We start from the raw sequence: 12,415 nt of genomic DNA, 5'->3' as shown, positions 1-12,415 counted from the left end.
ACGGAGACACAAACCATGAACACCCCGGCCACCACCGCCATTGCCAACACCGCTTCCGCAGCCCTGCGTGATCGCATCCGCGACGTGCAGGAAGCCGCCCGCGGCGTCACCACCCTGTACCCACGCAGCTACATCCTGCAGTGCATCAAGGAAGACCGCTTCCCCGACGAGCTGTGGCAAAAGCTCGGCGAATTCGGCCTGCTAGGCCTGTCGGTTCCGGAAGAGTACGGCGGCTCAGGCGGCGGCGTGCTGGAGATCACCGCGCTCAATGAAGCCCTGGCGCTGGCCGGCGTTCCCACGCTGTTTCTGGTCGTCACCGGCCTGGGCCGGGTGCCAATCATGCGCAACGGCACACCCGAGCAAATCCGCAAGTTCGTCACGCCCACCTGCACCGGCGAGAAGAAACTGTGCTTTGCCATCACCGAACCCAATGCCGGCACCAACAGCTTTGCCATGACCACGCTGGCCACATCGGACGGCGATGGCTGGGTGCTCAATGGCCAGAAGGTCTTCATTTCTGGCGCGCGCGATGCCGACTACATGCTGGTGATTGCCCGCACCACCAAGGCAGGCGAGGTGAAAAACCGCACCGAAGGCATCTCGCTGTTCGTGCTCGACATGAAAACGCCCGGCATCCAGCTCACGCAACTCAACATCCAGGTCGAGACCGCCGAGCGCCAGTACATGGTGTTCTTTGACAACGTCAAACTGCCCGCCGACGCGCTGATCGGCGAAGCCGGCAAGGGCGCCAAGCTGATGTTCGAAGGCCTGAACTCCGAGCGCCTGCTGGCCGCCGGCGCCGCCATCGGCCTGGGTGACTATGCGCTGGCCAAGGCGGTGGCCTACTCGAAAGATCGCAAGCCCTTCGGCAAGCCGATCGGCTCCTACCAGGCGCTGCAGCACCGCATGGCGCAGGCCAAGGCGCAAATCGAGGCGGCGCGCCTGATGACCTACAACGCCGCCGAGCGCTTCGACGCCGGCGAGGACGCCGGTGCGCATGCCAACATGGCCAAGCTGCTAGGCTCGCAAGCGGCAGTAGCCGCCGTCGAGGCCGCGCTGCAAACCCACGGCGGTTACGGGTTCGACCGCGACTACGACATCGTTACGCTGTGGCCCATGGTGCGCCTGCTGGAAATCGCGCCCATCAACAACGAGATGCTGCTCAACTACATCGGCGAACATGTGCTGGGCTTGCCGAAGTCGTACTGAGCCGATGGCCGTCATCCCCGGCGCCGACCAGCCGGACCAAGGTTCGCAACACGGTCAAGGCCTCCGTCCGCCGCTTTCGGGCTGGCCTGAGCTTACGAACCGGCACCTTTGGCAGGCGTCGCTACTCGTTTGCGCATGATGTGTGCCGCGCGCTCCCTTCCCACTTTCGCAGCAACCAAGCGGCCGCGAGGCCGCCCACGCAAGACGCCGCAAGAGCGAAATGAAGGCAACCGCCGCCAAGATATCGTCAAGGCTGCGGCCAAACTGTTTCGACGCAACGGCTTCAACGGCACGAGCACGCGCGACATCGCCTGCGCCGTTGGCATGCATTCCGGATCACTGTTTTGTCACTTCAAAAGCAAGGATGCGCTGTTGTATGAGGTGATGCAGGAAGGCATGCGTAGCGCGCTGGCGCGCCAGACGATCGTGCTCCTTGCCGAACATGACGCTGCGACTACGCTGCGGCAATTGATCCGATCGCATTTCGATACGCTACTGGGGCCAAGCAGCGACTTCATGCATGCGGTGCTCTACGAGTCCCGCTCTCTCAACACAAGGCAGCACAACGTCATCGCGAAGCTGCAAGGTGACTACGAAGCGACATGGACGCCCGTGCTCCAAGAACTCGCGTCGACCGGCTGCTTGCATGGCGAGGTGTCGCTTGCGCGCCATTTGATCTTTGGACTATTGAACGGGTCAGCGCTGTGGTTCAATCCTAAAAAGGGAATCTCGATTGATGCCCTGACCGACGCAGTGGTAGCCCTGTGCATACAAGCCCCCCCGGCAATCCGGACTTGATTTTGTTAGCCTGAAGTCCCCTCGAATTTCTGAGCCAGTCAGATGGCATGGTCACCCCACCTATCACGTGCTGTGCTGTGCAGTGCACTCGATCACGGTCTCTGGCTTGAACAGGCAGCGGATGCCAAAGTGAGGGTGTTTCCACCCCACTTTGGAGGTTCATCATGTTCGAAGCAGCATCGCTCCCCATCATTGGCCTGGATATCGCAAAGAGCGTCTTTCAGGTTTACCAGATGGATTCACAGGCGGGTGAGATTCGACGTCATCAGATCAGGCGGGCAAAGATCTTAGCAGGCTGCTGAAATACCCCTGCCGAAGCTGACCGCCTCAGCACGATGAGCCAGTTTCGGATGGTTTGGTCGGTCGCGATCGCGCCATGCGCCATCCAGGGGGGCTGTTTTACGCATTTGCAGGGCTTTTTACGCTCATCTGGCGCTCACTGCGCAACCTCCAGACGGACTTGTCCCAGGGAGCGCATGCGCACGAGGTTGTAGGCAGCCATGGTCATGGTGAAGAGCAGGCCGACCTTCTTGACCCCGCGCACCATCACCTGACGAATCGGACCAATGAGCTTGCCCCAACCAAAGCCCTGTTCAATGAGCTTGCGCTTTTCCTGCGAGATGGCGTAGCCCTCGCTGGTGGCAATGGCATCCGGGACCGCTGACGTTCTGCCCGACTTGTTCTGTGCCACATGGGGCACGACCTTCTTCTCTTGCAAGGCCTCGATGAACTCCGCTGCGTCGTAACCCTTGTCGGCACCCAGTGTGATCTCGGTCTCGGGGTTGCGTTGACGCGCTTGGGCTACCATGGCTTTGGCCGCTTCGCGTTCAGCGTAGCCATCGGCTTGCGTGACCATGGCGCCCACCACCAGGCCATGGCGGTTCTCCATCAGCGTGTGGCCCATGAAGCGCAACTCGCTGGCTGTGCCTTCCACTGGCAGCCTGTGCGCAACACAAACACGATGGCCTCGAACACCTGGCGCGCCGGCTTCGCCGGCCGACCTGCTCCAGGCTTGCGAACGTACTGTTTGCCCGGCACCAACGCGCGCTGAGGAACCAGCGGTTCCACGCGCTGCCAGAACTCATCCGTTACCACCCAGGAATCAACTCGTTTGCTCAACACCTCACTCCGACACCGCGTTCGCTGCGGCTCGGATTGCTATTTTACCTATTTACGGATAAGTTCTTAGAACTTAGCTGGCTAGACCTATGCCTGCAGAGGTACCTACTGAGTCGCGCACAGTGGCGGCGCCAGAGACCACCTTCACATCATCAGGCGTTGGCTGCAGAGCCGCAGCCTCAATGAAGTCAGCTACCGTCTGCCATCCGGCGCGCAACTGCGCTTCACTCTTGCCCACGTAGTGCCCCAAGGTCACATCCCCTGCGACCGAGTGGTTGAGCATTCGCTTCAGCAAACCACCTGACACCAGCTCTTCAGCGATGCTGGCAAATGTATCGCGCAAGCCATGTCCTTGCACATCGGTTTTTGCCTTCGCATTGATCCACTTCAGCGTTTTTCGGGCATCGGTGATCGAGAACAACACATCCTCGGGCTTCTTGCCTACGCAGTGCTTGGCAGCTATTTCCAGCGCCTGTCGGGACAGGAGCAGCTTGTGGTCGCTACGGTTCTTTGTGTCCCGCAGAACGACTTTTCCGGCATCACAGTCCACGTCACTAACCTTGATCGGCGGGTAGTTGTAGCGCTTGTCGCCATGAATCTCACCTCCACGACACCCGGTTAACAACTGAAAACGATAGTAGTCGGCTGCGACTCGTGAGGGGGCTTTGCCGCTCACCCGCCACCAGGCGCCGAGTCGTTCCGGGGGGATGGGAGAGGGATTCCCCTTCGTTGGAGTAAGCACGATCCGATCACGCCCAGCTGTATCGCGTCCCAACGGGTTGCCTGGCACCCCAACCCCATGCCATCGCATAACCGCTCGCAGCACCTGCATCGCATAGTCAGCTTGCCGCTTTGACCGCTTGAGCAGTGACGAATACTGGTCCCGAATGTCATCGGAAGTGAGCTTCACCAACAGCTTGTCTGCGAGCCGAAATAGCAACCCGTCAGCCAGTTTCTTGCCTGTCTTGGTTACTTCCCCGGGTTCGACCATGGCCAGGTAGTCGGCTTTTGTGCGGGCCTTCAGTGGCAGACCATCTTTTGCCCGCCGCTTCTTGTCGACGTACTCGCTGAGTGCCTTGGCCACGGTCATGCCCTCTTGCCGGTCCAGTTGCTCACGTTCAGCTGTTTCGGCCCGCAACCGTGCCTCCTCTTGGGCTGGCCAGTCCACGCCGTCGCGGGCCAGAGCCCGGATGCGAGCGGCCTCGGCACAGGCCGTGGCCAGCTTCATTTGGCCCGGACCTTCCCCATACTCCTGCGGTAATCGATACTGGCGCTCAACATCAGAACCTTTGACGGTATAGCGGACCAGCAATGTGCGAACGCCATCTGGCGCGATGCGTAACTGCAAGCCTCGGTCGAGCGTGAACTTGTAGGGCCGCGCTTTGGCTTTGTGGGTTTCAATCGCTCTGACAGTGAGGAGCGGCATTTGCGTGTTCCGTGTCCGACTGGTGTCCGAAAAATCCTGAGCTCAAATGCTACCCAGCGGGACTGCATGAAACAACAAATTCTTGTAACCCATTGATTTAAAATGGTTTTACGTCGTCCCAGAACGTCCCATAGCGTCCCAGAAAATCCGGTTTATACTGACTGTTAATCCGTAGGTCCCTGGTTCGAGCCCAGGTCGAGGAGCCAGCCAAAAAAACCCACCCTGTTCACGCATGGTGGGTTTTTTTTCGACCGCTCTTGCATGCTGTGCGCTTGCTGGAAAATGCTGCCTTTGTATTGCCATCCCGATGCCCCCGCAACTGCCCTGGCTGGAACCCGACGACCCGCTGCCTGACCCTTCAGCCGCCTGGGGGCCTGACGCTCCAGCGCCCGGATTGCTGGCCGCCGGTGGCACGCTGGATGTGGATCGCCTTCGAGCTGCGTACAGCCAAGGCACGTTTCCCTGGTATGGCCCGGGGCAACCCATCCTGTGGTGGGCGCCCGATCCGCGCATGGTGCTGCCGGTGAACGATTTCAAACTGCATCGTTCGCTGCGCAGGACCCTGCAGGCGTTTCGCAACAACCCGGCGTGCGAGATCCGCGTAGACCACAGCTTTCGGACAGTCATCACAGCCTGCGCCACCAAAGAGCGCGAAGGACAGGCAGGTACCTGGATAGTGCCCGAGATGATCGACGCATACACCACCCTTCATCGGGCAGGCTATGCGCACAGCATGGAGACATGGGTTGACGGCAGACTGGTGGGTGGCCTGTATTGCGTAGCCCTTGGCCAGGCGGTCTTTGGCGAATCCATGTTTGCCCACACCACGGATGCATCCAAGATTGCCCTTGCAGCGCTGGTGAGCCTGTGCCGTCATCACCGGGTTGGAATGATCGATTGCCAGCAGAACACGCGACATCTCGCATCTCTGGGGGCACGCGAGATGACCCGCGCCGAGTTTCTGACCAACGTCCGCCAGAACCTGCAGCGCCCCGCTCTTCCGTGGTCTTTTGACCCCGTATACTGGAACGAGCTGCTGCCCTCCCGCCCGCCTCCGGCATGACGCAACTCAACGACCTTCCGCTGCAGACCCTGCAGTTTTACGCCACAGCCCCTTACCCCTGCAGCTATCTGCCGGACAAGCAGGCACGGTCGCAGGTCGCCACGCCCAGCCACCTGATACAGAGCGATGTGTATTCCGACCTGGTGGCCAAGGGATTTCGCCGCAGCGGCATGTTCACATACCGTCCGTACTGCGACGGCTGCCAGGCTTGCACACCATTGCGCATCCTGGTGGACGAGTTCCGACCGGATCGGAGCCAGCGCCGTGCTGCGCTGCGCCACGGCACACTACAGGCCCGAGTGCTTCGGCTCTGCTTTGTCCCCGAGCACTACCAGCTCTACCGGCGCTACCAGAACGGACGCCACGCGGGCGGCGGCATGGACCACGACAGCATCGATCAATACACGCAGTTTCTGCTGCAAAGCCGCGTGAACTCGCGGCTGGTGGAGTTCCGCGAAACCGACACAGCGGGCGAACCCGGCGCCCTCAAGATGGTGTCGATCCTGGATGTGCTCGACGACGGACTTTCAGCCGTCTACACCTTCTATGAACCGGAGTCACACTGCAGCTACGGCACCTACAACATCATGTGGCAAATATCCCAGGCGCGCTCCCTGGGGCTCAAGCACCTGTACCTGGGCTACTGGATCGAAGCCAGCCCCAAGATGAACTACAAAGCGCGTTTTCACCCCCACGAAATCCGCAGGGACGGAGAGTGGCGACGAAACCGACTGCATACCGCGTAACGTGGATGAACGAACCCTGAATTTCACAAGATAAAATGCGACGGCCCTCACCGCATCGCAGTCCATGAAAAAAATTGATCCCGGCATCCCCCTCAAACCCAGCGTTCAGGTGCTTGAACGCATGTTTACGCTGATCGATGTTCTGGCCTCTCGGGAGGAAGCAATCTCTCTGAAGGAAATCAGTGAAAAGACGGGCCTGCATCCCTCCACCACGCACCGTATCCTGAACGATCTCACTATCGGCCGCTTCGTGGAACGGCCCGAATCGGGGAGTTACCGGCTGGGCATGCGCTTGCTGGAGCTGGGCAACCTGGTCAAGGCGAGGCTGAGCGTGCGCGACGCCGCGTTGACCCCCATGCGCAACCTCCACAAGCTCATCCAGCAGCCCGTGAATCTGAGCATGCGTCAGGGTGATGAAATTGTGTATGTGGAGCGGGCCTACAGCGAACGCTCTGGCATGCAGGTGGTGCGCGCCATCGGGGGGCGCGCACCGTTGCACCTGACCTCCACGGGCAAATTGTTTCTGGCTCTGGACGATCCGCAGCGTGTGCGGGCCTACGCCACGCGCACCGGGTTGGCGGGGCACACGCGCAACAGCATCACGCAATTACCGCATCTGGAGCGGGAGCTCGCCAAGGCCCGCCAGTATGGCATTGCCCGCGACAATGAAGAGTTGGAATTGGGCGTGCGCTGCATGGCCGCGGGTGTGTATGACGATCAGGGCAAGCTGGTAGCGGGCCTGTCGATATCAGCCCCCGCAGACCGACTCGACGAAGGCTGGCTTCCCAAGCTCCAGGCGACCGCCGATGAAATCTCCTTGGCTCTGGGCTACACCCCTCGCCAAGACCGCCCCGCGCCAGGCGAAATCACCCTTCGAACAGGGCTTCGCTGAGGTACTGCGAACGGCAACCCGCCGCTGCAACGCTACCAAGCCACACTTAGCGCGCGCGGGGTTCTCAGCGCTAGCCGTTCGAACCTGTGCGCACGTGCAGCGGCGCGGACAGTGACGGCAGTGACTCTTCGAGCCAGTTGCGCACGCGTTCCGCATCGCCCAGCCGGCTGAACTTGCCCGCCGAGTCGAGAAACACCATGATCAGCTTGCGCCCTGCAATCTGTGTCTGCATGACAAGGCAACGCCCGGCTTCGGAGATGTAACCTGTCTTCTGCAGGCCAATGTCCCAAGTGGGGTTTTTCACCAACCCATTGGTGTTGTTGTACTGCAGTGTTTTCGGCCCCACAGCCACCTCATACCCCGGGGAGGTGGAAAGTTCACGCAGCAGGGGATCCCCATGCGCCACGTTCACAAGCGTTGCCAGATCGCGGGCGCTGGACTGGTTCCGGCTGGACAGGCCCGTGGGCTCCACGTATTTGGTGTCGGTCATTCCCATCAGACGGGCCTTGGCGTTCATTTGCGCCACAAAAACCGCCATGCCGCCGGGGTAAGTGCGGCCAAGCGCATGTGCCGCGCGGTTCTCGCTGGACATGAGGGCCAGATGCAGCATCTCCCCGCGCGTCAGCGTGGTGCCGACAGTCAGCCTCGAGCGGCTGCCCTTTTCCGTATCCACATCGTCCTGCGTGATGGTGATCGGCTCATCCATGGGGAGGCTGGCCTGGGAGATGATCATGCCGGTCATCAGCTTGGTCAGCGACGCAATGGGCAGCACGGCATGGTCATTTTTGCGGAACAGCACTTCATGGGTGTCCTGGTCAACCACCAGCGCCACGCTCGATTTGAGGTCGAGCGGATCGCTCACCTCATGCAAGCCGGCCAATTGCCCAAACGACTGTCTGGGCGGCACAAATGCAACCCGGGTGGGAGCCTTGGCAGTTTTGGCGACAGCACGCACCGCCTTGCCACTTCCGGCCACCTTGCGGGCAGGGACTGCCCGCTGGGACTTGGCTGAATTCACCTGCTGCTTTTTTGCCGATGCCTTGGCGCGCTCACCGGAGTGTGCGGTCGTCACCAGCGCCGTACTGACGATGAGAAAACCCAGAAACTGGATAAAACGGTTCACTGCGGCGCGGTGGCTATGGTGCATCAAAGTGCTCCAAACGGTAATAAGTGTTGTGCAGTGTACAGAATCAAAAAAAGTCGCGCAAGATCAATACCTTGCGCGACTTTCCAAGAAAGTGAGTGAAATTATAAATTCGCCGGCTACCCCTGTGCGGCTACCCGATCAGCTTTACTTTGTAACTTGTTCAGCGCACTCAGATAGGCCTTGGCGGAGGCGACGACGATGTCGGGATCCGCACCCACGCCGTTGACCACCCGGCCGCTGTTCTGCAACCGCACGGTGACTTCACCCTGGCTCTCGGTGGAGCCGCTGATGGCGTTCACCGAGTACAGGACCATCTCGGCACCGCTTTTGACATGGGACTCGATCGCTTTGAGCGATGCATCGACAGGACCATTCCCCTCCGACTCGCCCCGCACTTCATGGCCATCCACCGTAAAGACGATGCGTGCACGGGGGTGTTCACCGGTTTCGCTCTGCTGGAACAGGGAGACAAAGCCATATTGCTCCTTCTCGCTGGTCACGCTTTCGTCACTGACGAGGGCGAGGATGTCCTCGTCAAAGATCTCACTCTTTCGGTCAGCCAGTTCCTTGAATCGCGTGAATGCGATGTTGATCTCGGTTTCGCTGTCCAGACTTACACCCAGCTCCTGCAAACGCTGCTTGAACGCATTGCGGCCACTGAGCTTGCCGAGCACGATCTTGTTGGCGCTCCAGCCCACATCCTCCGCGCGCATGATCTCGTAGGTGTCGCGTGCCTTCAAAACCCCATCCTGGTGGATGCCACTGGCATGGGCAAAAGCATTGGCCCCCACAACAGCCTTGTTGGGTTGAACCACGAAACCCGTCGTCTGGCTGACCATGCGGCTGGCCGCCACGATGTGCTGGGTGTCGATCCCCAAGTCAAGGCCAAAGTAGTCGCGGCGCGTCTTGACGGCCATCACCACCTCTTCCAGCGAGCAATTGCCAGCACGTTCACCCAGACCGTTGATGGTGCACTCCACCTGACGCGCACCACCGATCTTCACACCGGCCAGCGAATTGGCCACCGCCATGCCGAGGTCGTTGTGGCAATGCACGGACCAGATGGCCTTGTCGCTGTTGGGAATGCGTTCCCGCAGGGTCTTGATGAAGTTGCCATACAGCTCGGGCACGGCATAGCCCACCGTGTCAGGCACGTTGATGGTGGTAGCGCCCTCGGCAATCACGGCCTCCAGCACACGGCACAGAAAGTCCGGATCGCTGCGGTAACCGTCTTCTGGACTGAACTCGATGTCGCCCACCAGATTGCGCGCAAAGCGCACGGACTGTTTGGCCTGCTCCAGAACCTGGTCTGGCGTCATGCGCAGCTTCTTCTCCATGTGCAGAGCCGAAGTGGCGATGAACGTGTGGATGCGGGCGCTGGCCGCGCCCTTGAGAGCCTCTGCCGCACGGGAAATGTCGCGGTCGTTGGCCCGCGAGAGCGAGCAGATGGTGGACTCGCGGATTGCGTTGGCAATGGCCTGCACCGCTTCGAAGTCGCCGTTCGAGCTGGCGGCAAAACCGGCCTCGATCACGTCCACCTTCAGGCGCTCGAGCTGGCGCGCAATGCGCAGCTTCTCATCTTTGGTCATCGAGGCGCCGGGAGACTGCTCGCCGTCGCGCAAGGTGGTGTCGAAAATAATGAGTTTGTCAGCCATGTCGTTTCTCCTGGGTCTGGTGGGGTTGAAGGTGAAAGTGGGGTTCACCCGCAACGTTGAAAATCTGGCGCCCAAAACAAAAGGCCCGTTGCGGGTGCATACGGGCCTTTGAGTGAAAGTGTGCGCGTGCGCCTACCGTCTCCGCCCGTGGGGAGGTAGCAGTAGGGCCAGTGCGAACATATTCATGCGTTGCAATGTAGCACAACTCGCCCGGCACGGTTGCCGTCACTTGTGAAGTCCGCGTTCGTCGGGTTCATCGGTCGATGTGCTGATCACGCTGCTGTGCTGCCCTTTGGCCTTGCGCCATGCATACACCCCGTATCCGCTGACGCCATACAGCACGAACACTCCAAACAGCACAATGGGTGGGTGAATGTTGATCACGGCAATTGCCAGCGCAATCAGCACGATGACGGCGAAGGGCACGCTCTTTTTCATCTGCACGTCCTTGAAACTGTAGAACGGCACGTTCGTCACCATGGTGAGGCCCGCGTACAGGGTGAACGCAAACATGATCCACGTGACCTGGTTCCATGTCAGCCACAGGTCTTCCCCCCGCCGCACACCCAGCTCCGTCATGAGCCAGATGAAGCCTGCGACCAAAGCGGCCGCAGCCGGGGACGGCAAACCCTGGAAATAACGCTTGTCGACCACACCGGTGTTCACATTGAAACGTGCAAGGCGAAGCGCGGCACAGGCGCAATAGACAAAAGCCGCAATCCAGCCCCAACGCCCCAGACCACGCAGTGACCACTCATACGCAATCAGGGCTGGCGCAGCACCAAAAGACACCATGTCAGACAGAGAATCCATCTGTTCTCCGAACGCGCTCTGAGTGTTGGTCATGCGCGCCACACGGCCATCCAGGCTGTCGAGCACCATGGCACAGAACACGCCCACCGCAGCCAGGTCAAATCGGCCGTTCATGGCCATCACAATGGAATAGAAGCCCCCAAACAGCGCTGCGAGCGTGAACAGGTTGGGCAGGATGTAAATGCCCTTGCGCCGCTTGCGCACCATCACCTCGGCGTTGGTGGTGTGTTCATTGCCATCGTGCATCAAAAAAGACCTCCAGCGCTTGCCTGAAAAGCGCAAGCAGCTATCAAATTTATAGTACCAAGAATCTCCCGGCGCGTGCCGGAATCACCTCTCTCCCCTGAGGCGAAGGACGCAGTGTAGCGCCTGGCAACGTCCCGTTACGTCCATGAAAAAAGGCCACCGAGGTGGCCTTGAGATGCTTCGTGCAAAGTATCAGTTGCGGGTCTGGTCAACCAGCTTGTTCTTGGCGATCCAGGGCATCATGGCGCGCAGCTGGCCGCCCACCTTCTCGATGCTGTGGTCGGCCGTGTTGCGACGGCGCGCCGTCATCGATGGGTAGTTCAGGCGGCCTTCCTGGATGAACATCTTGGCGTAGTCGCCATTCTGGATGCGCTTCAAGGCATTGCGCATGGCGGCGCGCGACTGCTCGTTGATCACCTCGGGGCCGGTCACGTACTCGCCGTATTCGGCGTTGTTCGAGATCGAGTAGTTCATGTTGGCGATGCCGCCTTCGTAGATCAGGTCCACGATGAGCTTGAGCTCGTGCAGGCACTCGAAGTAGGCCATTTCAGGGGCGTAGCCAGCTTCAACCAGGGTTTCATAGCCCATTTTGATCAGCTCGACGGCGCCGCCGCACAGCACGGCCTGTTCACCGAACAGGTCGGTCTCGGTTTCTTCCTTGAAATTGGTCTCGATGATGCCAGCCTTGCCGCCGCCGTTGGCTGCAGCGTAGCTCAGGGCCAGGTCACGGGCCTTGCCGGACTTGTCCTGGTGCACAGCCACCAGGTGGGGCACGCCGCCACCTTGGGTGTAGGTGTTGCGCACGGTGTGGCCGGGGGCCTTGGGCGCCACCATCCACACATCCAGGTCAGCGCGGGGCACGACCTGGTTGTAGTGCACGTTGAAACCGTGGGCGAATGCCAGCGAGGCACCTGGCTTGATGTTGGGTTCGACGTTGTTCTTGTACACGGCTGCGATGTCTTCATCGGGCAGCAGGATCATGACCACGTCGGCGGACTTGACCGCGTCGTTCACTTCCAGCACGTTCAGGCCAGCCTTGCCAACCTTGTCCCACGATGCACCACCCTTGCGCAGGCCGACCACGACCTTCACGCCACTGTCGTTCAGGTTTTGTGCGTGGGCATGGCCCTGCGAGCCGTAGCCGATGATGGCCACGGTCTTGCCTTTGATCAGGCTCAGGTCGGTGTCTTTGTCGTAGAAAACTTTCATGGGTCGCTCCGGTAGAAATGCGTTGTTGGGTGAAAAATAAAAACAGGGGATTGTCTTACATAGGATTTGAATTCAGCCGGATAACTAGGCGG

Annotated in this window: 11 protein-coding genes and 2 pseudogenes; 6 read left to right on the top strand and 7 right to left on the bottom strand. The window is 60.2% G+C overall.

Annotated elements, in window-relative coordinates; translation table 11 throughout:
- Nucleotides 1-15 precede the first annotated feature (15 nt).
- From KYG_RS12980 to KYG_RS24705, 3 genes are all read left to right on the top strand, one after another.
- Nucleotides 16-1,209, top strand: coding sequence for an acyl-CoA dehydrogenase family protein (locus KYG_RS12980; RefSeq protein WP_008905365.1), 1,194 nt, complete (start codon nucleotides 16-18; stop codon nucleotides 1,207-1,209).
- Nucleotides 1,210-1,317: 108 nt separating this feature from the next.
- Nucleotides 1,318-2,007 carry a TetR/AcrR family transcriptional regulator gene (locus KYG_RS12975; protein WP_237707255.1) on the top strand — a complete coding sequence of 230 codons (690 nt, stop codon included), beginning with the start codon at nucleotides 1,318-1,320 and terminating at the stop codon, nucleotides 2,005-2,007.
- 164 nt (nucleotides 2,008-2,171) lie between these two features.
- Complete coding sequence (locus KYG_RS24705) at nucleotides 2,172-2,309, top strand: hypothetical protein (RefSeq protein WP_008905363.1); 138 nt, start codon at nucleotides 2,172-2,174, stop codon at nucleotides 2,307-2,309.
- Between the two features lie 134 nt (nucleotides 2,310-2,443).
- Here the strand turns inward: KYG_RS24705 and KYG_RS12970 are convergent.
- The 3 genes and pseudogenes from KYG_RS12970 to KYG_RS12965 all read right to left on the bottom strand — a co-directional run.
- Nucleotides 2,444-2,932: pseudogene (locus KYG_RS12970) on the bottom strand (transposase); the annotation flags it as partial.
- Nucleotides 2,926-3,126 (bottom strand): annotated as a pseudogene (locus KYG_RS23835) (transposase); the annotation flags it as partial. The pseudogenes KYG_RS12970 and KYG_RS23835, both read right to left, overlap by 7 nt.
- 73 nt (nucleotides 3,127-3,199) lie before the next feature.
- Nucleotides 3,200-4,552 carry an integrase family protein gene (locus KYG_RS12965; RefSeq protein WP_008905361.1) on the bottom strand — a complete coding sequence of 451 codons (1,353 nt, stop codon included), beginning with the start codon at nucleotides 4,550-4,552 and terminating at the stop codon, nucleotides 3,200-3,202.
- Nucleotides 4,553-4,859: 307 nt separating this feature from the next.
- Here KYG_RS12965 and aat point away from each other — a divergent pair, with 307 nt between their 5' ends.
- The 3 genes from aat to KYG_RS12950 all read left to right on the top strand — a co-directional run bounded on the left by aat (nucleotide 4,860) and on the right by KYG_RS12950 (nucleotide 7,253).
- Nucleotides 4,860-5,615, top strand: a complete 756-nt coding sequence (aat, locus tag KYG_RS12960; RefSeq protein WP_008905360.1) for a leucyl/phenylalanyl-tRNA--protein transferase — start codon at nucleotides 4,860-4,862, stop codon at nucleotides 5,613-5,615.
- A complete protein-coding gene (locus KYG_RS12955) occupies nucleotides 5,612-6,361 on the top strand; it encodes an arginyltransferase (protein WP_008905359.1) in 750 nt (249 codons plus the stop codon). Before aat ends, KYG_RS12955 begins: the two co-directional genes overlap by 4 nt.
- Before the next feature lie 64 nt (nucleotides 6,362-6,425).
- On the top strand, nucleotides 6,426-7,253 hold the full coding sequence (locus KYG_RS12950) for an IclR family transcriptional regulator (RefSeq protein WP_008905358.1): 828 nt from the start codon (nucleotides 6,426-6,428) through the stop codon (nucleotides 7,251-7,253).
- A gap of 70 nt (nucleotides 7,254-7,323) precedes the next feature.
- Here KYG_RS12950 and KYG_RS12945 read toward each other — a convergent pair whose 3' ends face one another.
- From KYG_RS12945 to ilvC, 4 genes are all read right to left on the bottom strand, one after another.
- Entirely contained in the window at nucleotides 7,324-8,400 is a 1,077-nt protein-coding gene (locus KYG_RS12945; RefSeq protein ID WP_008905357.1) for a serine hydrolase, read from the bottom strand.
- Nucleotides 8,401-8,516: 116 nt separating this feature from the next.
- Nucleotides 8,517-10,055 (bottom strand): 2-isopropylmalate synthase, encoded by a 1,539-nt coding sequence (locus KYG_RS12940; RefSeq protein ID WP_008905356.1) that lies wholly within the window; start codon nucleotides 10,053-10,055, stop codon nucleotides 8,517-8,519.
- Nucleotides 10,056-10,280: 225 nt separating this feature from the next.
- Nucleotides 10,281-11,114 (bottom strand): CDP-diacylglycerol--serine O-phosphatidyltransferase, encoded by an 834-nt coding sequence (gene pssA, locus KYG_RS12935; RefSeq protein WP_008905354.1) that lies wholly within the window; start codon nucleotides 11,112-11,114, stop codon nucleotides 10,281-10,283.
- Nucleotides 11,115-11,306: 192 nt separating this feature from the next.
- Nucleotides 11,307-12,323 carry a ketol-acid reductoisomerase gene (ilvC, locus tag KYG_RS12930; protein ID WP_008905353.1) on the bottom strand — a complete coding sequence of 339 codons (1,017 nt, stop codon included), beginning with the start codon at nucleotides 12,321-12,323 and terminating at the stop codon, nucleotides 11,307-11,309.
- Nucleotides 12,324-12,415: the final 92 nt, after the last annotated feature.

The organism is Acidovorax sp. NO-1 (genome assembly GCF_000238595.1).
GTDB lineage: Bacteria > Pseudomonadota > Gammaproteobacteria > Burkholderiales > Burkholderiaceae_C > Acidovorax.
This window is presented reverse-complemented; position numbering and strand designations above follow the sequence as displayed.

Bases quoted from the DNA above. Each gene is read 5' to 3' on its own strand.
- KYG_RS12980 (WP_008905365.1), top strand. From the start codon at position 16: ATGAACACCCCGGCCACCACCGCCATTGCCAACACCGCTTCCGCAGCC.
- KYG_RS24705 (WP_008905363.1), top strand. From the start codon at position 2,172: ATGTTCGAAGCAGCATCGCTCCCCATCATTGGCCTGGATATCGCAAAG.
- KYG_RS12965 (WP_008905361.1), bottom strand. From the start codon at position 4,552: ATGCCGCTCCTCACTGTCAGAGCGATTGAAACCCACAAAGCCAAAGCG.
- aat (WP_008905360.1), top strand. From the start codon at position 4,860: ATGCCCCCGCAACTGCCCTGGCTGGAACCCGACGACCCGCTGCCTGAC.
- KYG_RS12955 (WP_008905359.1), top strand. From the start codon at position 5,612: ATGACGCAACTCAACGACCTTCCGCTGCAGACCCTGCAGTTTTACGCC.
- KYG_RS12950 (WP_008905358.1), top strand. From the start codon at position 6,426: ATGAAAAAAATTGATCCCGGCATCCCCCTCAAACCCAGCGTTCAGGTG.
- KYG_RS12945 (WP_008905357.1), bottom strand. From the start codon at position 8,400: ATGCACCATAGCCACCGCGCCGCAGTGAACCGTTTTATCCAGTTTCTG.
- KYG_RS12940 (WP_008905356.1), bottom strand. From the start codon at position 10,055: ATGGCTGACAAACTCATTATTTTCGACACCACCTTGCGCGACGGCGAG.
- pssA (WP_008905354.1), bottom strand. From the start codon at position 11,114: ATGCACGATGGCAATGAACACACCACCAACGCCGAGGTGATGGTGCGC.
- ilvC (WP_008905353.1), bottom strand. From the start codon at position 12,323: ATGAAAGTTTTCTACGACAAAGACACCGACCTGAGCCTGATCAAAGGC.